At 60.7% G+C, this 20,145-nt stretch carries 13 protein-coding genes; 8 read left to right on the top strand and 5 right to left on the bottom strand.

Features of this window, described 5'->3' with window-relative positions; all coding sequences use genetic code 11:
* Positions 1–177: 177 nt before the first annotated feature.
* The 4 genes from ligA to DKY63_RS28340 all read right to left on the bottom strand — a co-directional run bounded on the left by ligA (position 178) and on the right by DKY63_RS28340 (position 7,876).
* Positions 178–2,535 carry an NAD-dependent DNA ligase LigA gene (gene ligA, locus DKY63_RS28355; RefSeq protein ID WP_110967153.1) on the bottom strand — a complete coding sequence of 786 codons (2,358 nt, stop codon included), beginning with the start codon at positions 2,533–2,535 and terminating at the stop codon, positions 178–180.
* A 91-nt stretch (positions 2,536–2,626) separates the two neighbouring features.
* Positions 2,627–3,478, bottom strand: a complete 852-nt coding sequence (zipA, locus tag DKY63_RS28350; protein WP_110967152.1) for a cell division protein ZipA — start codon at positions 3,476–3,478, stop codon at positions 2,627–2,629.
* A gap of 247 nt (positions 3,479–3,725) precedes the next feature.
* A complete protein-coding gene (gene smc, locus DKY63_RS28345) occupies positions 3,726–7,214 on the bottom strand; it encodes a chromosome segregation protein SMC (protein WP_110967151.1) in 3,489 nt (1,162 codons plus the stop codon).
* A 2-nt stretch (positions 7,215–7,216) separates the two neighbouring features.
* Positions 7,217–7,876 (bottom strand): GntR family transcriptional regulator, encoded by a 660-nt coding sequence (locus tag DKY63_RS28340; protein WP_110967150.1) that lies wholly within the window; start codon positions 7,874–7,876, stop codon positions 7,217–7,219.
* A gap of 266 nt (positions 7,877–8,142) precedes the next feature.
* Between DKY63_RS28340 and xdhA the strand changes: the two genes are divergently transcribed.
* The 4 genes from xdhA (at position 8,143) to guaD (ending at position 14,331) form a co-directional block, all read left to right on the top strand.
* Entirely contained in the window at positions 8,143–9,597 is a 1,455-nt protein-coding gene (gene xdhA / locus DKY63_RS28335; protein ID WP_110967149.1) for a xanthine dehydrogenase small subunit, read from the top strand.
* Positions 9,590–11,989: a xanthine dehydrogenase molybdopterin binding subunit gene (xdhB, locus tag DKY63_RS28330; protein WP_110967148.1), complete on the top strand. Its 2,400-nt coding sequence runs from the start codon at positions 9,590–9,592 to the stop codon at positions 11,987–11,989. Before xdhA ends, xdhB begins: the two co-directional genes overlap by 8 nt.
* A gap of 125 nt (positions 11,990–12,114) precedes the next feature.
* Positions 12,115–12,972 carry a xanthine dehydrogenase accessory protein XdhC gene (gene xdhC / locus DKY63_RS28325; RefSeq protein WP_110967147.1) on the top strand — a complete coding sequence of 286 codons (858 nt, stop codon included), beginning with the start codon at positions 12,115–12,117 and terminating at the stop codon, positions 12,970–12,972.
* Between the two features lie 54 nt (positions 12,973–13,026).
* Entirely contained in the window at positions 13,027–14,331 is a 1,305-nt protein-coding gene (gene guaD / locus DKY63_RS28320; RefSeq protein ID WP_110967146.1) for a guanine deaminase, read from the top strand.
* Between the two features lie 163 nt (positions 14,332–14,494).
* Here the strand turns inward: guaD and DKY63_RS28315 are convergent, their stop codons facing one another.
* Positions 14,495–15,259, bottom strand: a complete 765-nt coding sequence (locus DKY63_RS28315; protein ID WP_110967145.1) for a GntR family transcriptional regulator — start codon at positions 15,257–15,259, stop codon at positions 14,495–14,497.
* A 356-nt stretch (positions 15,260–15,615) separates the two neighbouring features.
* Here DKY63_RS28315 and DKY63_RS28310 point away from each other — a divergent pair, with 356 nt between their 5' ends.
* The 4 genes from DKY63_RS28310 (at position 15,616) to DKY63_RS28295 (ending at position 20,052) form a co-directional block, all read left to right on the top strand.
* The gene (locus tag DKY63_RS28310) at positions 15,616–16,803 is read left to right on the top strand and encodes a benzoate/H(+) symporter BenE family transporter (protein ID WP_110967144.1); all 1,188 of its coding nucleotides are present in this window, start codon (positions 15,616–15,618) and stop codon (positions 16,801–16,803) included.
* Positions 16,804–16,972: 169 nt separating this feature from the next.
* A complete protein-coding gene (locus DKY63_RS28305) occupies positions 16,973–18,253 on the top strand; it encodes an OprD family outer membrane porin (protein ID WP_110967143.1) in 1,281 nt (426 codons plus the stop codon).
* A gap of 34 nt (positions 18,254–18,287) precedes the next feature.
* Positions 18,288–19,595: a metal-dependent hydrolase family protein gene (locus tag DKY63_RS28300; protein WP_110967142.1), complete on the top strand. Its 1,308-nt coding sequence runs from the start codon at positions 18,288–18,290 to the stop codon at positions 19,593–19,595.
* Positions 19,596–19,707: 112 nt separating this feature from the next.
* The gene (locus DKY63_RS28295) at positions 19,708–20,052 is read left to right on the top strand and encodes a YggL family protein (RefSeq protein WP_110967141.1); all 345 of its coding nucleotides are present in this window, start codon (positions 19,708–19,710) and stop codon (positions 20,050–20,052) included.
* Positions 20,053–20,145: the final 93 nt, after the last annotated feature.

Here is a 20,145-nt window from a genome sequence, read left to right as displayed (position 1 = left end):
CTGACGGCGAGCCGCGCCATTGTACCTATCTGAGACGAAGTTACAACCGTTCAGGCGGATTAAAAAAAATGAGCTGCTTCAAGGACATGGATCACGGAAAAGATCGCAGCCTGCGGCAGCTCCTACAGAGAACGAACCCTTCTGTAGGAGCTGCCGCAGGCTGCGATCTTTTTCAGGTCAAACCGTGATGCCGTGATCCTTCAGGAACGCGACGAACGCCTCTTCATCCAGCACCTTCAACCCCAGCTCATTGGCCTTGGTCAACTTGGAGCCGGCCCCCGGTCCCGCGACCACACAATGGGTCTTGGCGGACACGGAACCGGCCACCTTGGCACCCAAGCTTTCGAGCTTGTCCTTGGCCACATCGCGGCTCATCAGTTCGAGGGAACCGGTGAGCACCCAGGTCTGGCCGGTCAGCGGCAAGCCTTCGACGACTTTTTTCTCGCTGTGCCAGTGCATGCCGAAATCAGCCAGTTGCTTCTCGGCCTCGAGCGCCTGAATGCGATGGCTCTCGATAGCGAAAAACTCGCGAACCGAATTGGCCTGCTTTTCCGGCAATGTCTGGCGCATGTCCAGCCAGTCCGCCTCGATCACCGCTTGCAGCGAGCCGAATCGGTCGGCGAGTTTCTGCGCCCCGCCCGGCCCGACCGAAGGAATGTGCAGCTTGTCGAGCAATCCACCCAAGGTGGTGCTGGCGGCGAATTCAGCACCCAACTCGCCCTGATCCTGAATCTGCATGCCATGCCTGAGCAGATCGGCGATCACCTGCTGGTTATGCGCGTCTTCAAAGAAACTGTGGATCTCGTGAGCAACCTCCAGCCCGACATCCGGCAGGTAGGTCAGCACTTGCGGCAGGGCTTTTTGCACCCGCTCCAGCGACCCCAGGGAGCGCGCCAGCACCTTGGCCGTCTCCTCGCCGACATCGGGAATCCCCAGGGCATAAATGAAGCGCGCCAATCCCGGTTTCTTGCTGTCCTCGATGGCGCCAAGCAGGTTGCGGCTGGACAACTCGGCAAAGCCCTCCAGATCCACCACCTGTTCGAACGTCAGGGCGTACAGGTCGGCCGGAGAACTTACCAGACCTTCATCCACCAATTGCTCGACGCTCTTTTCGCCCAAGCCTTCGATATCCATCGCCCGGCGGGAAACGAAGTGAATGATTGCCTGCTTGAGCTGCGCGCCGCAGGCCAGGCGGCCGACACAGCGATACACCGCGCCCTCGCTGACTGTCTCGCGCCCCTTGCTGCGCTTGATCAATTGCGTGCGCTCGACATGGGAACCGCACACCGGGCATTTCTCCGGAATTTGCACCGGCCGGGCATCGGCCGGACGACGCTCGGTGACCACTTGCACCACTTGCGGAATCACATCGCCCGCGCGACGAATGATCACCGTGTCGCCGATCATCAGACCCAGGCGCGCCACTTCGTCCATGTTGTGCAAGGTGGCATTGGCCACGGTGACACCGGCGACCTTGACCGGCTTCAGGCGGGCCACGGGCGTGACCGCGCCGGTGCGGCCGACCTGGAATTCCACGTCGAGCAGCTCGGTAAGTTCTTCCATGGCCGGGAATTTATGGGCAATGGCCCAGCGCGGCTCGCGGGCACGGAAACCCAACTCACGCTGCGAGGCGATGCTGTTGACCTTGAAGACCACGCCGTCGATTTCATAAGGCAGCGCGTTGCGACGCTCGCCGATATCGCGGTAGTAATCCAGGCACTCGTCAATCCCGTTCGCCAGTTTCAGTTCGTGGCTGATCGGCATGCCCCACGCCTTGAGCTGTTGCAGATTGCCAATATGCGTATCGGCGATATCTTCGGACACCTGGCCGATGCCGTAGCAGCAGAACTCCAGCGGCCGGTTGGCGGTGATCTTCGAATCCAGCTGTCGCAAACTGCCCGCCGCCGCGTTACGCGGGTTGGCGAAGGTCTTGCCGCCGACTTCCAGTTGCGTGGCGTTGAGCCGCTCGAATCCGGCCTTGGACATGAACACTTCGCCGCGCACTTCCAGGGTCGCCGGCCAACCGCTGCCGTGCAGCTTGAGCGGGATGTTGCGCACAGTGCGTACGTTGACGCTGATGTCCTCGCCGGTGGTGCCGTCGCCACGCGTTGCGCCGCGCACCAACATGCCGTCCTGGTACAGCAGGCTGACGGCCAGGCCATCGAGCTTGGGTTCGCAGCTGTATTGCACCGCCGCGCCACCGCCGAACAGATCACCCGCCGGCAGATCCAGGCCCTCGGTGACCCGGCGATCGAACTCGCGCATGTCGGTTTCTTCGAAGGCGTTGCCGAGGCTGAGCATCGGCACTTCGTGCCGGACCTGGGTGAATGCCGACAACGCCGCGCTGCCCACTCGCTGGGTCGGCGAATCGCTGGTGATCAGCTCCGGGTGCTCGGCTTCGAGGGCCTTGAGCTCCTTGAACAACCGATCGTACTCGGCGTCCGGAATGCTCGGCTCGTCCAGCACGTGATAACGGTAGTTGTGCAGATCCAGCTCGGCACGCAGCTCTAGAATGCGGTCTTTGGCGGCAGTCATGGGTGTTCTCTCATAAAGCAAAAGAGCAGCCGAGGCTGCTCAATCTATTTTGCCGATCGTCCCGCGCCCCGCGCGGGCACAACCCTTTGAATCAACGCTTCTGGGTCAGGGCGCGACGCTCGAATTCGACGATGCGCTGACGGTAGTGTTCGATGGTCTGTGCGGTCAGCACGCTGCGCTGGTCGTCTTTCAGTTCGCCGTTCAGTTCCTGGGACAGCTTGCGCGCCGCCGCCACCATCACGTCGAAAGCCTGTTTCGGATGACGCGGACCTGGCAGACCGAGGAAGAAGCTCACTGCCGGCGTGCTGAAGTGGTCGATGTCGTCCAGATCGAATACGCCTGGCTTGACCGCGTTGGCCATGGAGAACAGCACTTCGCCGTTACCCGCCATGCTTTCGTGACGGTGGAAGATGTCCATCTCGCCAAAACGCAGGCCGCTTTCCAGAATGTTCTGCAACAGCGCCGGGCCCTTGAAGCCGGCCGCGTCGCGGCAGATCACGCTGATTACCAGGACTTCTTCAGCCTGTGGCTGTTCCTTGTCGCTGCCGGACGCCTGGGTCTTGGTGTCTTCTACGAAGTCATCGTCGCGGCTGCTGAAGCTCGGGCCGCCATCCAGGTCGAGGCTGAGGTTCATATCGCCCTGGGCCGGCTCACCACCACGCTTGCCGCGCTTGGAACCCGATTCACGGGGCTCGCGGGCCGGCATGCTCACCGACGGCAGATCCTGCTCGTCCAGTTGCGGTTCCTTGTGGTTGTCCAGCACGCGGGACGGGCCCAACAGCTCGGCGCTGGTGTCCTCGTCCGGCAGGTTGGACAGACTTCGGTCAAGACGGAATTTCAGTTTTCCCTTGCCGCCGCGCATACGGCGCCAGCCATCGAAAAGAATACCGGCAATGACAATGATGCCGATGACGATCAGCCACTCGCGCAGACCGATTTCCATGTAATCCCGTGCCTCTATAAAAAATGCTGAAAAATAAGGGGTTTACAATCTGCAAACCGCTTTAAAACGTGGCGCCAACTCTATGTTCTGACAGGCGTTTTGCCCACGTATACGAAAAATTGACATTAAACTAGCACGACCAAAGGCAACTTTACACCGTCTGTCACTGTGGCTACTGCGAATATGTCGATTGGCCAGCAAGTCCGGTCAACCAAACAGCCTGTAGTCCTCCTCTTACAGAAGCGACTCAGGCATCCACCATCGCCATCGCCTCCTCGACATCCACCGCCACCAGACGCGAGCAGCCCGGCTCGTGCATCGTAACCCCCATCAATTGATCAGCCATTTCCATGGCGATCTTGTTGTGGGTGATATAGATGAACTGCACCGTCTGCGACATCTCCTTGACCAGTCGTGCGTAGCGTCCCACGTTAGCGTCATCCAATGGCGCGTCAACCTCGTCGAGCATGCAGAACGGCGCCGGATTCAACTTGAAGATCGCAAAAACCAGGGCCAGTGCGGTCAGGGCCTTTTCGCCACCGGAGAGCAAATGGATGGTGCTGTTCTTCTTTCCTGGCGGCCGCGCCATGATCGTCACCCCTGTATCGAGTAGATCTTCGCCCGTCAGTTCCAAATACGCGCTGCCACCACCGAAAACTTTTGGGAAAAGCGCCTGTAAACCGCCATTGATCTGATCAAAGGTATCCTTGAAGCGGTTGCGCGTTTCCTTGTCGATCTTGCGAATCACGTTTTCCAGGGTCTCGAGCGCTTCCACCAGATCGGCGTCCTGGGCATCCAGATAACGTTTACGCTCGGATTGTTGCTGGTATTCGTCGATGGCTGCGAGGTTGATTGCACCCAGGCGCGCAATCCGCGCGGCGATACGTTCGAGTTCTTCCTCGGCGGCTTTTTCGCTCATCTCGGCGGTCAGCGTGGCGAGCACGCCATGCAGGTCATAGCCGTCTTCGAGCAATTGATCCTGCAGGGCCTTGCGCCGCACGGTCAGGGCCTGCCAGTCCATGCGCTGCTGCTCCAGCTGGCTGCGGATCAGCTGGGATTGCTGCTCGGCCTGGCTGCGGCGTTTCTCGGCGTCGCGCAGTTCGCGGTCGGCGTCTTCCATGGCGATCTGCGCGGTCTTGAGTTCTTCGTCGACCGTCATGCGCTTGTCGAGCAACTCTTCGAGCTTCAGGCGCAGCTCCTCCAGCGGTGCCTCGCCCTCCTCCAGATTCAAACTCAATTGCTCGCGCTTTTCGGTCAGGCGCTCGGACTGCATTTCCAGCCGTTCCAGCGCCTGGCGCGTCGAATCGTGCTGCGCCTTGAGCGAACCCAGGCGCACCGCCAGTTGATGTGCGTGATCCTTGTGCTGGCGGGCTTCCTGGCGCACCCGATCCAGACGCTCGCGCAAGCTGTCGCGCTGGGCCAGCAGCAATTCGCGTTGCTCGGTGTCCAGCGCCATGCTGTCGAGGGCTTCCTGCAGGTGCAGGCGCGCTTCGCCGATCTGTTCGTGCTCCAGTTCGCGCTGTTCGCCCAACTCGGCGATTTCTTCATCGAGACGGGTGCGGCGCAAGGTCAATTGCTCGGCCTTGGCTTTGCCAGCCGACAACTGGGCCTTCAATTCACCTTGCTGGCGGGCTTCGTCCTGCAGCAGTCGACGCAGGTGTTCGCGGCCATTTTCCTGCTGGCGCTGTTGAGCACGCAGGTTCTGCAGTTGGGTTTCCAGGGTTTCGACGCTGGCCTCGCGCTCTTCGCGCTCCAGGCTCAGCTGCTGGATTTCCTGGCCACGGGCCAAGACGCCGCTTTCCGCCTCGCTGACCCGGCGCACTCGCAGGAAATGTCGGCCAACCCAGTAGCCATCGCGACTGATCAGGCTTTGCCCGGCGGCCAACTGAGCGCGCAGGGCCAGGGCCTGTTCAAGGCTCTCGACCGGTTTGACCTGGCCCAGCCACGGCGACAAGTCGATCTGCGCCTCGACCTTGTCCAGCAAACTGCCCGGCATGCGAACGCCATCGCTGGAAGGGCTGAGCAAACGCAGATCGCCCTGAGCGAAGCCGGACAAATCGAAGCCGTTGAAATCGTCCACCAACACGGCTTGCAGATCGGCGCCGAGCACGGTTTCCACCGCCAGCTCCCAACCCGCTTCTACTTTCAGGCCTTCGGCCAGGCGCGGGCGTTCAGCGAGGTGTTGTTCGCGCAGCCATTCAGCGGTACTGGTGCCAGGGTCGAGTGCGGCTTGTTGCAGAGCTTCCAGTGAAGCGAGGCGACCATTGAGCCTTTGCAGATCACCTTGAGCCTGCTGCTGCGCAGTGAGCGCCTGCTGCAATTGCTGGCGCAGTTGCTCAAGCTTTTCGACCTGAGCTTCTTCGCTGGTCTGCAAGTCCTCAAGGGTCGCCTCGGATTCAGCGAGCTGCTCACTGAGCTCCATGATCGCCGCGTCTTCCGGGTCAGCCGCCAGCAGATCGCGCTCTTCACCAAGACGTTTCTGGCGGTCGGCCAGACGCTCCAGGCTGGTTTCCAACTGCTGGATGCGCGACTGCTGCACTTCGGCCTGACGCCGTGGCTCGGCGGCAGTCAGGTTGAAGGCATCCCATTGTTCCTGCCAGCCATGCATGGTGGTTTCGGACTCTTCCAGCGCGGCGGCGGCCTCTTCGGCGGCGGCGCTGGTGACTTCCTGCTCCGGGGTGAGCATGTCCAGTTCTTCACCGAGGGTCAGCAGCAAGGTGCGGTCGTGGCCCAGGTGCGACTCGGTTTCCAGTCGGGCGCGCTCGGCTTCTTTCAAATCGTCCTGCAATTGACGCAAGCGCTGCTGGCCGTGCTGGATGCTCTGCTCGACTCGGGCAATATCACCACCGACCGAATAGAAGCGTCCCTGCACCAGATTGAAGCGCTCGGACAGATCATGGTGCCCGTCACGCAGGCGTTCGATGCTGGCGTCGGCGTTGCGCTGCTCGGCCACCAGGGCTTCGAAACTGATTTCCTGGGTGCCGATGATCGCCTCGCGCTGGCCGACCTGATCATTCAGGTCCTGCCAGCGCAGCGCCGACAGTTGTGCCTTGAGCTGACGTTCCTCGCCTTTGTATTCCTGATACTTCTTGGCCGCCTCGGCCTGACGGTGCAAGCGTTCGAGCTGGCGCTCGAGTTCTTCACGCAAGTCGGTCAGGCGGGCGAGGTTTTCGTGGGTGCGACGGATGCGGTTTTCAGTCTCGCGCCGGCGCTCCTTGTACTTGGAGATCCCCGCTGCTTCCTCGATGAAATTGCGCAGGTCTTCCGGCTTGGCTTCGATCAGCTTGGAGATCATCCCCTGCTCGATGATCGAGTAGCTGCGCGGGCCGAGACCGGTGCCGAGGAAAATGTCGGTGATGTCACGACGACGGCATTTGGCGCCGTTGAGGAAGTAGCTGTTCTGGCTGTCGCGGGTCACTTTGCGGCGAATGGAGATCTCCGCATAGGCTGCGTATTCGCCGATCAGCGTGCCGTCGGAGTTGTCGAACACGAGCTCGATGCTCGCCTGGCTCACCGGCTTGCGGCTGGTGGAGCCATTGAAGATGACGTCGGTCATCGACTCGCCGCGCAGGTTCTTGGCCGAGCTCTCGCCCATCACCCAACGCACGGCGTCGATGATGTTCGACTTGCCGCAACCATTGGGCCCGACCACCGCCGCCATGTTACTGGGGAAGTTCACCGTGGTCGGATCGACGAAGGACTTGAACCCCGCCAGCTTGATGCACTTTAGCCGCACGCTCAGGCGTCCGTCAGGGCGGAGATCACCAGATCGCAACTACGCTGGCCGTAGGCGGTCAGCACTTCGCGAATCTGTGGAAAGTCACGGGCGATAACGGCGGCGAGCAGGCGCTCGAACAGCTCCAGGTACTCGCTCATCGAGGCCTTACGCTGATCCAGGGCAAGGAAGTAGGCACGGCTCATGGCCGGCTGCAGGTTTTCGACGGTTTCCTGCAGATAGGGGTTATCGGCGAACGGATACGTGGCACGCATCACGTTGAAACTGTCGTCGACGAAGGCGTGAATGTCCTGGCGTTCGTAGCTGGCGGTCAGGCGCTGCTGGATCTGCACGAACGGCGCCAGGTCGGCCTGGACTTTCCAGCCAGTGGCCACGGCGTTGGCCAGCAGGATGTACATCTCGCCCATCAGCGTGCACAGGCTCTTGACCTTGTGCGCGGTGAGTTCTGTCACATGGGCGCCACGGCGCGGCAGGATCGCGATCAGATGACGACGTTCGAGAATCAGCAAGGCCTCGCGGACCGAACCACGGCTGACGTCGAGCGCCTGCGTGACCTTCAGTTCCTGAATGCGCTCCCCCGGCTTCATTTCACCGCGAATGATGCGTTCGGCGAGGTGGTGAGCGATTTGCTCGGCGAGGCTGTCCGGCGCCTTGAACGTCATGGTTGTCCTTCAAACTCTTCGATCTGCACAAGCGGCGCAGTGTAGCGCAATTGATACGTCATGGCGGAGTGCCCAATCGGCGGAATTTGGCACGATTCAAGCAAAAAGCAGGCTATCCCGCGAGGGTCAATACTTAAGGAACATGTGGTTGATCGACGAAATGCATTTTTCCTGACCTTTAAGTCAGAAAATCATTGACCGAAAAGTCAGACCTGCTAAATTCGGTCACATCGGTTAACAACAATAATGAGTCTGCGAGGCCATCCGTGATCCAGTTTTTACTCAACCAGGAACTCCGTAGCGAGCACGCCCTGGACCCGAACCTGACCGTGCTCAACTATCTGCGCGACCATGTGGGCAAACCCGGCACCAAGGAAGGCTGCGCCAGCGGTGACTGTGGCGCGTGCACCGTGGTGGTTGGCGAGTTGCAGACGGATGACACCGGCCGCGAACACATTCGCTATCGCAGCCTCAATTCCTGCCTGACCTTTGTTTCGTCCCTGCACGGCAAACAACTGATCAGCGTTGAAGACCTCAAGCACAAAGGCGAACTGCACAGCGTGCAGAAAGCCATGGTCGAGTGCCACGGCTCGCAGTGCGGCTTCTGCACCCCAGGTTTCGTGATGTCGCTGTTTGCCCTGCAAAAGAACAGCGACGCGCCGGATCATCACAAGGCCCACGAAGCGCTGGCCGGCAACCTGTGCCGCTGCACCGGCTATCGCCCGATCCTGGAAGCCGCCGAGCAATCCTGCTGCGGCAAGCAACCGGACCAGTTCGATGCCCGCGAAGCCGAAACCATTGCCCGCCTCAAAGCCATCGCACCGACCGACATCGGCGAACTCAACAGTGGCGACAAGCGCTGCCTGGTGCCACTGACCGTCGCCGATCTGGCCGACCTCTACGACGCCTATCCGCAAGCCCGCCTGCTGGCTGGCGGCACCGACCTGGCGCTGGAAGTCACGCAGTTCCACCGCACCCTGCCGGTGATGATCTACGTCGGCAACGTTGCCGAAATGAAAAAGATCGAACGCTTCGACGACCGCCTGGAAATCGGCGCCGCCACCGCCCTCTCCGACTGCTACGACGCCCTGAAGGCCGAATACCCGGACTTCGGCGAATTGCTGCAACGCTTCGCCTCCCTGCAGATCCGCAACCAGGGCACCCTGGGCGGCAACATCGGCAACGCCTCGCCTATTGGTGACTCGCCTCCCCTGCTGATCGCACTCGGCGCACAAATCGTCCTGTGCAAGGGCGAAACCCGCCGCACCATGGCGCTGGAGGATTACTTCATCGACTACCGCGTCACCGCGCGTCAGGAAAGCGAGTTCATCGAGAAGATCATCTTGCCCCGCGCCAGTGCCGAGCAGTTGTTCCGCGCCTACAAAGTCTCCAAGCGCCTGGACGATGACATCTCGGCCGTTTGCGCCGCGTTCAACATCCGCCTTGAAAACGGCGTGATCGCCGACGCCCGCGTAGCGTTCGGCGGCATGGCGGCCATCCCGAAACGGGCGAATGCCTGCGAAACCGTGCTGCTCAATTCGCCATTCAACAACGCCACCCTGGAACGCGCCTGCGCCGCACTGGCCGAAGATTTCACCCCGCTCTCAGACTTCCGCGCCAGCAAGGAATATCGCCTGCTCGGCGCGCAGAACCTGCTGCGCAAATACTTCATCGAACTGCAAACACCGCACATCGAGACTCGGGTGACCGCTTATGTCTAACCATCACGCCGTAGAGAAGACCCAGGCCGAACTGGCTGAACTGTTCGCCAAGGACCTGACCACCGGTGTCGGCCGCAGCGTCAAGCACGACAGCGCCGCCAAGCACGTGTCCGGTGAAGCGCAGTACATCGACGACCGCCTGGAATTCCCCAATCAGCTTCACGTCTACGCACGGCTGTCGGACCGCGCCCATGCGAAAGTCATCAGCATCGACACCTCGCCCTGCTACGCCTTCGACGGCGTGCGCATCGCCATCACCCACGAGGATGTTCCGGGCCTGAAAGACATCGGCCCGCTGATGCCCGGCGACCCGTTGCTGGCCATCGACACGGTGCAGTTCGTCGGCCAGGTGGTGATGGCCGTGGCCGCCCGCGACCTGGAGACCGCGCGCAAGGCCGCGATGGCCGCGATCATCGAATACGAAGACCTGGAACCGGTGCTGGACGTGGTCGAGGCCTATCGCAAAAAGCATTACGTGCTGGATAGCCACACCCATGAACGCGGTGATTCGGTGGGCGCGCTGGCGACCGCGAAAAATCGCATCCAGGGCACGCTGCACATCGGCGGCCAGGAACACTTCTACCTCGAAACCCAGATCTCTTCGGTCATGCCCACCGAAGACGGCGGCATGATCGTCTACTGCTCCACGCAGAACCCCACCGAAGTGCAAAAGCTGGTGGCCGAAGTGCTGGACGTGTCGATGAACAAGATCGTCGTCGACATGCGCCGCATGGGCGGCGGTTTCGGCGGCAAGGAGACCCAGGCGGCGAGCCCGGCCTGCCTGTGCGCGGTGATCGCGCACCTCACCGGCCAGCCGACCAAGATGCGTCTGCCACGAGTCGAAGACATGCTGATGACCGGCAAGCGTCATCCGTTCTATGTCGAATACGACGTGGGCTTTGACGACAGCGGGCGCCTGCACGGCATCCAGCTGGAACTGGCCGGCAACTGCGGCTGCTCGCCGGACCTGTCGAACTCGATCGTCGACCGGGCGATGTTCCACTCGGACAACTCGTACTACCTGGGCGACGCGACCATCAACGGTCACCGCTGCAAGACCAACACCGCGTCGAACACCGCTTACCGTGGTTTCGGCGGCCCGCAAGGCATGGTCGCCATCGAAGAAGTGATGGACGCCATCGCCCGCCATCTGGGCCTCGACCCGCTGGCCGTGCGCAAGGCCAACTACTACGGCAAGACCGAACGCAACGTCACCCACTACTACCAGACCGTCGAGCACAACATGCTCGAGGAAATGACCGCGGAACTGGAAGAGAGCAGCCAGTACGCCGAGCGCCGCGAAGCGATCCGTCGCTACAACGCCAACAGCCCGATCCTGAAAAAAGGCCTGGCGCTGACCCCGGTGAAATTCGGCATTTCCTTTACCGCCAGCTTCCTCAACCAGGCCGGTGCCCTGGTGCACGTCTACACCGACGGCAGCATCCACTTGAACCACGGCGGCACCGAAATGGGCCAGGGCCTGAACACCAAGGTCGCGCAGGTGGTGGCCGAAGTGTTCCAGGTGGAAATGGACCGCGTGCAGATCACCGCGACCAACACTGACAAAGTGCCGAACACCTCGCCGACCGCCGCCTCCAGTGGCGCCGACCTGAACGGCAAGGCCGCACAGAACGCCGCGGAAACCATCAAGAAACGCCTGATCGAATTCGCCGCGCGGCAATACAAGGTCAGCGAAGAAGATGTGGTGTTCCACAACGGCCACGTCCGTGTTCGCGATCACATCCTGACCTTCGAAGCGCTGATCCAGCAGGCGTATTTCGCCCAGGTGTCGCTGTCGAGCACCGGCTTCTACAAGACCCCGAAAATCTACTACGACCGCAGCCAGGCCCGTGGTCGTCCGTTCTACTACTTCGCCTTCGGCGCGGCCTGCTGCGAAGTGCTGGTCGACACCCTGACCGGCGAATACAAGATGCTGCGCACCGACATCCTCCACGACGTCGGTGCCTCGCTGAACCCGGCCATCGACATCGGCCAGGTCGAGGGTGGCTTCATCCAGGGCATGGGCTGGCTGACCATGGAAGAGCTGGTGTGGAACAACAAGGGCAAGCTGATGACCAACGGCCCGGCCAGCTACAAGATCCCGGCCGTGGCGGACATGCCGCTGGATTTGCGGGTCAAGCTGGTGGAAAACCGCAAGAACCCCGAAGACACGGTGTTCCACTCCAAGGCCGTGGGCGAGCCGCCGTTCATGCTTGGCATCGCCGCGTGGTGTGCGATCAAGGATGCCGTGGCGAGTTTGGGCGACTACAAGCATCAACCGAAAATCGACGCGCCGGCGACGCCGGAGCGGGTGTTGTGGGGCTGTGAGCAGATGCGCCAGTTGAAGGTGGCGAAGGCTGTCGAGGCAGAGACCGAGCTGGCTCCGCTCTAAGACCGAGGTGCGGCCATCGCGAGCAAGCTTTGCTCCTACGGGATTGAGTGATCGCCACGACCCTGTAGGAGCATAGCTTGCTCGCGATGAGGCCAGAACAGACAACAGAGATGTTGAGGTGAGACATGTACAACTGGATCGACGCCCTCGCCGACCTGCAAAACCAGGGTGAACCCTGCGTCCTGGTGACCATCATCGAAGAGCTCGGCTCGACGCCGCGCAACGCCGGTTCGAAGATGGTCATCAGCGCCCGCCAGACGTTCGACACCATCGGTGGCGGGCACCTGGAATACAAAGCCATGCAGATCGCCCGCGAGATGCTCGCCAGCGGCAAGCAGGACACCCACCTGGAGCGCTTCAGCCTCGGCGCCAGCCTCGGTCAGTGCTGCGGTGGCGCGACGGTATTGCTGTTCGAGCCCATGGGCCAGGTCCAGGCACAGATCGCCGTGTTCGGCGCCGGCCACGTCGGCCGCGCGCTGGTACCGCTGCTCGCCGGCCTGCCCTGCCGGGTGCGCTGGATCGACTCGCGCGAAGAAGAGTTTCCCGAACAGATCCCCCACGGCGTGCGCAAGATCGTCAGCGAAGAACCGGTGGACGAAATCGACGACCTGCCCGCCGGCAGCTACTGCATCGTCATGACCCACAACCATCAACTCGATCTCGAACTCACCGCGGCGATCCTCAAGCGCAACGACTTCGCCTACTTCGGCCTGATCGGTTCGAAGACCAAACGGGTCAAGTTCGAACACCGCCTGCGCGACCGTGGTTTCGACGCGAGCGTGGTGCAACGCATGCGCTGCCCGATGGGCATTGACGAGGTCAAAGGCAAATTGCCTGTGGAGATCGCCATCTCCATCGCCGGCGAGATCATCGCCACTTACAACGCCAACTTCGGCCAGCAAACGTCCAGCGCCGAACCGATTGCCAAGCTGCTGCCGGTTTCGCGCCGCAGCCAGGCCACGAAATTGAAAGCCTCGAACTAGAAGCATCGAACTAGAAAGCCTCGAACTGATAAGCCTCATAACTAGAGAACCACCATGCCTCTGACTCGCAAAGCCTATCGCGCCGCCATCCTGCACAGCATCGCCGACCCCACCGAAGTGGGCATCGAAGCCTCCTATGAGTATTTCGAGGACGGCCTGCTGGTGGTCGATAACGGCAAAATCAGCGCCCTCGGCCACGCCAGCGACCTGCTGCCGACTCTGCCGGCGGACATCGAGATCACCCAGTATCAGGACGCGCTGATTACCGCCGGCTTCATCGACACCCACATCCACCTGCCGCAAACCGGCATGGTCGGCGCGTACGGCGAGCAACTGCTGGACTGGCTCAACACCTACACCTTCCCCTGCGAAAGCCAGTTCGCCGACAAGGCCCATGCCGACGAAGTCGCGGACATTTTCATCAAGGAACTGCTGCGCAACGGCACCACCACCGCACTGGTGTTCGGTAGCGTGCATCCGCAGTCGGTGAACTCGTTCTTCGAAGCCGCCGAGCAACTGGACCTGCGGATGATCGCCGGCAAGGTGATGATGGACCGCAACGCTCCGGACTACCTGACGGACACTGCCGAATCCAGCTACCTGGAAAGCAAGGCGCTGATCGAGCGCTGGCACGGCAAAGGTCGCCTGCACTACGCGGTCACCCCGCGCTTCGCACCGACCAGCACCCCGGAACAGCTCACCCTGGCCGGCCAGCTGCTGACGGAATACCCGGATCTGTACATGCAGACCCACATCAGCGAGAACCTCAAGGAAATCGAGTGGGTCAAGGCGCTGTTCCCGGAGCGCAAGGGCTACCTCGACGTTTACGATCATTACCAGCTACTGGGTGAGCGCTCGGTGTTCGCCCACGGCGTGCACCTGTGTGACGACGAGTGCGCGCGCCTGGCGGAAACCGGCTCGGCGATCTCGTTCTGCCCGACCTCGAACTTCTTCCTCGGCAGCGGCCTGTTCAACCTGCCGATGGCCGAGAAGCACAAACTGAATGTCGGCCTGGGCACCGATGTCGGTGGCGGCACCAGCTTCTCGCTGCTGCAAACGCTGAACGAGGCGTACAAGGTCATGCAACTGCAAGGCGCGCGCCTGAGCCCGTTCAAGTCGCTGTACCTGGCCACCCTCGGCGGCGCCCGTGCGCTGCGCCTTGAAGACAAGATCGGCAACCTGCAACCGGGTACCGACGCCGACTTCGTGGTGCTGGACTACAACGCCACGCCATTGCTGAGCTATCGCTTGAAGCAGGCCACCAACATTGCCGAGGCGTTGTTTGTGTTGATGACGCTGGGGGATGACAGGACGGTGCTGCAGACCTATGCGGCGGGGAATCTGGTGCATCAGCGGTAAGAAACAGCAGACCAAAAAAATCCCCCGCAATCATCGAATTCCGGGGGATTTTTTATGCCCTTGTAGGAGCGAGCCTGCTCGCGATGGTCGTTAACGATTACGCAGGGCATCTGAAACCCCGCGGCGCCCTCCAGTCCATCGCGAGCAGGCTCGCTCCTACAGGTCAGATTTTCGCTGGCGACCGCCCAGGCTTCTTGGTCTGCAACAAATGCGAGAACACCGCATGCAAATCATCCGACGCACTTTCTTCGTCGAGGTTGAGCTTGCTGTCGATGTGATCCATGTGATGCATCATCAGGTCCACCGCCAACTCGCCGTTGCGCGCTTCGATCGCGTCGATCAGTTGGGTGTGTTCGTCGTAGGAGCAGTGAGAACGGTTGCCGCTTTCATACTGGGCAATGATCAGCGACGTCTGGGACACCAGGCTGCGCTGGAAGCTGATCAACGGCGCGTTTTTCGCAGCTTCAGCCAGTTTCAAGTGAAATTCGCCCGACAGACGGATACCGGCGCCACGATCGCCGCGGGAAAAGCTGTCGCGTTCGTCGTTGACCATCTGGCGCAACTCGGCGATCTGCTCCGCCGTGGCGTGCTGGACTGCCAATTCGGTGATCGCCCGCTCGACCAGACGCCGGGCCATGAACACCTGGCGCGCCTCCTCGACGCTGGGACTGGCAACCACCGCGCCGCGATTGGGCCGCAGCAGCACCACACTTTCATGGGCCAGACGCGACAACGCACGGCGAATGATGGTGCGACTGACCCCGAAAATCTCCCCCAGCGCTTCTTCGCTCAGCTTGGTGCCGGGCGCCAGACGCTGTTCGAGGATGGCCTCGAAGATATGCGCGTAGACAATATCGTCCTGGGTACCGCTGCGGCCGGCTTTGCCTGCCCGCGGTTGTTTCTTGAGGGGTTGCAACTGTTCGTTCATGGGCACTCGAGTCGGGAGAACTGCGGCGAATAGACCGTGACTGTAATACGGCACAGTGGGTCGCTGGCAAGTATCGCGTAAAAAACACTGCGATTGTACACAATGGTTAGTGTCAAAACGACTGTACGGCTGTTTGTCGCCTTGGCTGTATGGCAATGCGTGCTTACATTTGAGTTTAGGCTTGATCGCAGAATCCGTGGTTCTACACGATCCCTGTAGGAGCCGAGCTTGCTCGCGATGGCGATTTCGCATTCAACATTGATGTCGACTGATACGCCGCCATCGCGAGCAAGCTCAGCTCCTACAGGGGTTGCGCTGTCACGGATATTTTCATACGCACAAGGAACATCGCCGTCATGAACGACGCCACGCACACGCAGCTGCGCCCATTGGCCGATACCTCGCCATCAGCCATCGTCGCCGGCTTCATCGCCATGATGACCGGCTACACCAGCTCCCTGGTCCTGATGTTCCAGGCCGGCCAGGCAGCGGGACTGACCAGCGGGCAGATTTCGTCGTGGATCTGGGCGATTTCCATCGGCATGGCCGTGTGTTCGATCGGCCTCTCGCTGCGCTATCGCACGCCGATCACCATCGCCTGGTCGACCCCCGGCGCGGCGCTGCTGATTACCAGCCTGGGTGGCGTCAGTTACGGCGAAGCCATCGGCGCCTACATCACGTGCGCGGTGCTGGTGACCATTTGCGGGCTGACCGGCAGCTTCGAGCGCCTGGTGAAGAAAATCCCCGCCTCCCTGGCCGCCGCGTTGCTGGCCGGGATTCTGTTCAAGATCGGCAGCGAAATTTTCGTCGCCGCCCAGCACCGCACCGCACTGGTGCTGGGCATGTTTTTCACCTACCTGGTGGTCAAACGCTTGTCGCCGCGCTATGCAGTACTGGGCGCGTTGTTGATCGGCACCGCATTGGCCGGGTTGATGGGCCTGCTGGACTTCAGCGCGTTTCGCCTGGAAGTCGCCACACCGGTGTGGACCACCCCGCACTTCTCCGTCGCCGCAACCATCAGCATCGGCATCCCGCTGTTCGTGGTGGCGATGACCTCGCAAAACATGCCCGGCATCGCCGTACTGCGCGCCGACGGCTATAACGTGCCGGCCTCGCCGCTGATCACCACCACCGGCATCGCCTCGCTGCTGCTCGCGCCCTTCGGCTCCCACGGGATCAACCTCGCCGCCATCAGCGCGGCGATCTGCACCGGGCCCCATGCCCATGAAGACCGCAACAAACGCTACACGGCGGCGGTCTGGTGCGGGATTTTCTACGGTATTGCCGGGGTCTTCGGCGCGACGCTGGCGGCGCTGTTCGCCGCCCTGCCCAAGGAACTGGTGTTGTCGATTGCTGCGCTGGCCTTGTTCGGCTCGATCATCAACGGCCTGAGCATTGCGATGAGTGAAGCGAAGGAGCGTGAAGCGGCACTGATCACCTTCATGGTCACGGCATCGGGGCTGACGCTGTTTTCCATCGGATCGGCGTTCTGGGGGATCGTGGCGGGCGTGTTGACCTTGTTGATCCTGAATTGGCGTAAATAGCGTCCTGTACAGGAACCCTGTACATAAAAACGGCGTCCCTCGGGTCGCCGTTTTTTATGCGCTCCGCACATCGAATTAATGCACAGACATCACTGTAATTCCCGCCACCCCCAGCACATTCTTGGCCCGCAGGCGTTCCCTTAAAACAATAAGAACCCAAAGGCCTCCCATGAAGAATCGTCCACTGCTGGGACTGTTTGTCTTTTCAATCTCCACGAACTCACTACCTGTACTGGCCGACGAAAACCCGGAAGGTTTTATCGAAGGCGCCACTGCCAAAGTTCTCGCACGCAATATGTATTTCAACCGCAACTCGCTGTCCCACTATCCCGATGCCATCGGATGGGGGCAGGGTTTCCTGGCGGACTATCAGTCCGGATTCACCCAGGGCGTCATCGGATTGGGTATCGATGCCAGCGCCTACACCGCCTACAAGCTCGACGGTGGACGCGGCACGGTGGGCACGGGCATGTTTCCCGCCGAAGGTGACGGCGAAAGAACCGAGTCATCGACACTCAACGGTTCGGTAAAAGCCAAATGGTCCAACACCGTTTTGAAGTTTGGTGACCTGCGCCCTTACAACCCGGTATTCGCAACCCCCGACTTGCGACTGATGCCGATGACCACCAGAGGCTTTCAACTCTTAAGCGACGACATTGAAACAGTCAGTCTCGACCTCGGGCACTTCTATTCCTCGCGTGGCTACACGACCACAAACCACGACGAAGGCTTCAAGGCCGGGTATGCCGGGGTCGACGCCGGGAACGTGGACTATGCCGGCCTGACCTGGCAACCGCTTGAGCAAGGCAGTGTGGGTTTCTATGCCTCACGGGCAGAAGACCTGTGGCGCCAGTACTACGTGAATGCCAACTACACGCTCCCCCTGGCACAAGAGCAAACACTGGGTTTGGACTTCAATCTGTATCGCTCACTGGATACCGGCCAGGCCAATGCCGGCGCGATCAATGTCACCGCCTGGTCCCTGGCAACTTCGTACGGCAACGGCCCACACACTTACACCCTGTCCTTTCAAAAAGTGCATGGCGACCAACCGTTCGACTATCTGATGTCGTCCGACGGTACTTACATGGACTCCATCTACCTGGCCAACTCCTCGCAATACGGCGACTTCAACGGTCCGGGCGAGCAGTCGATAGGCCTGGGTTATGCCTATGACTTCGGCAGTACGGGTTACCTGCATACGACGCTGGGACTTCGTTATGTCTACGGCTTCGATATCGATAACGAGAAAGTCGACCCGGATGGCCTGTATGCCTATTTCGCCCACGCGGACAAACAGATCGAGCGCGATATCGATCTGAAAACAGTGGTGGACAGTGGTGCCCTGAAAAATCTTTCTGTGCGCATTCGATATGCCGATCACTCCTTCAGCGGCGACAGCGTCAAGCAACTTCGCATCATTACCGAATATCCCTTCGATCTTTTCTGATCTGTCCCGACACAATAAAAACAAGAGGTTTTATATGAAGAACTTGCGGATCAAGTGTATTGCGCTGGCGATAACCCTCTCATCAATGACGCTATCGGCACAGGCAGACACGGTGTATGTCCATGCCGGGCATCTGGTGGATGTCGAGAAAGGCAAGGTGCTGAGTGATCAACGCATCAAGATCGATGGCGAGCGCATCGTCGCCGTGGAGCCCTGGAGCGCGCCACCAGCCAACAGCACGGTGATCGACTGGTCGAACAAGACCGTTTTGCCGGGCCTGATCGACATGCACACGCACATTTCCGACTGGGACATGACCAACAACGTCGCCGAACCGCTCCTGCACTCCCCGCAAGACGTCGCGCTGATGGGCGCCAAGCATGCCTATCAAACCCTTCGCGCCGGTTTCACCACCGTGCATGACCTGGGCACCTATCGCGCCTTCACCGATGTCGCCCTGCGCGATGCCATCAACGCCAACCGCGTGCTGGGGCCACGCATGAACGTGGTGGGTGCCTATATCACCGTCGCCGGCGGTGGTGGCGAGGTGACGGGGTTTGCGCCCGGGGTGGAGATCCCCGCGGATATGCGCGTCGGCGTCTACCGCGATGCCAACGACGCCAAACTGAAAACCCGTTACCTGTTCCAGCACGGTGTGGACACCATCAAGATGATGGGCACCGGCTCGGTACTGGCAGAAGGCACCGAGCCGGGCCAGATGGAAATGACCGAAGAAGAAATGCGCGCCGTAGTGCAGGAAGCCAAGGTTCACAAAAGCTACGCCACCGTGCATGCCCACGGTGCAGAAGGCATCAAGGCGGCCATCCGCGCCGGCGTCAAATCCGTCGAACATGCCTCGCTGCTGGATGACGAAGGCATCAAGCTGGCCAAGGACAATGGCACGTACCTGGTGATGGACATCTACAACGGCGACTACATCAACGAAGTCGGGCACCAGGAAAACTGGCCGGAGAGTTACCTGCGCAAGAATGCCGAAACCACCGACGTGCAGCGCCAGGCGTTTCGCAAGGCGGTCAAGGCCGGGGTGAAGATCGCTTACGGCACCGACGCCGGCGTCTATCCCATCGGCACCAACGCCAAACAGTTCGCCTACATGGTCAAGTTCGGCATGACACCGATGCAGGCGATTCAGTCCGCCACCGTGGTCGCCGCCGACCTGTTGAACTGGCAGCAGGATGTTGGCGCCGTCAGCGCCGGTCGCTTTGCCGACATGATTGCCGTCGACGGGGATCCGCTGGCCGACATCAGCGTTCTGGAGAAATTGCCCGTGGTCATGAAGGGAGGCGCCCTTGTGCCTGCCGATCTGCTACCCGGCCTTTGAAAGGCCCAATAAAACCGGCGGTCCGTATGGGCTATTAATTGAAAAACTCGACCGGCAAGGAAGTTGCTTAACTGGTAAGATGCGCCGCGTTAATACTCTAGAGGATTGTTTCATGGCCACTAACCGCTCCCAGCGTCTGCGCAAAAAGCTCTGTGTAGACGAGTTCCAGGAATTGGGCTTCGAATTGAACCTGGACTTCAAGGAAGATCTGGCTGACGAGGCAATCGACGCATTCCTCGACGCGTTCCTGAAAGAAGCCATGGAAGCCAACGGTCTGGGCTATGTTGGCGGCGACGACTTCGGTCTGGTTTGCCTGCAAAAGCGCGGCTCGGTCACCGAAGAGCAGCGTGCTGCCGTTGAAGCCTGGCTCAAGGGCCGCAGCGAACTGACCGAAGTCACCGTCAGCCCGCTGATCGACGTCTGGTACCCGGAAAAGCCGATCAATCCGGTAGCTTGATGTTCAAAAGGGCCATCCATCGTGATGGCCCTTTTTGTTTCTGTCCCCCTGCTCCACCTGCCACAGCCACGTCACCTTGGGGCATAATGCCGA

The organism is Pseudomonas putida, from assembly GCF_003228315.1.
Lineage (GTDB): Bacteria > Pseudomonadota > Gammaproteobacteria > Pseudomonadales > Pseudomonadaceae > Aquipseudomonas > Aquipseudomonas putida_S.
Note: the sequence above shows the minus strand (reverse complement) of the source record. Positions and strands in the feature narration are given on the sequence as shown.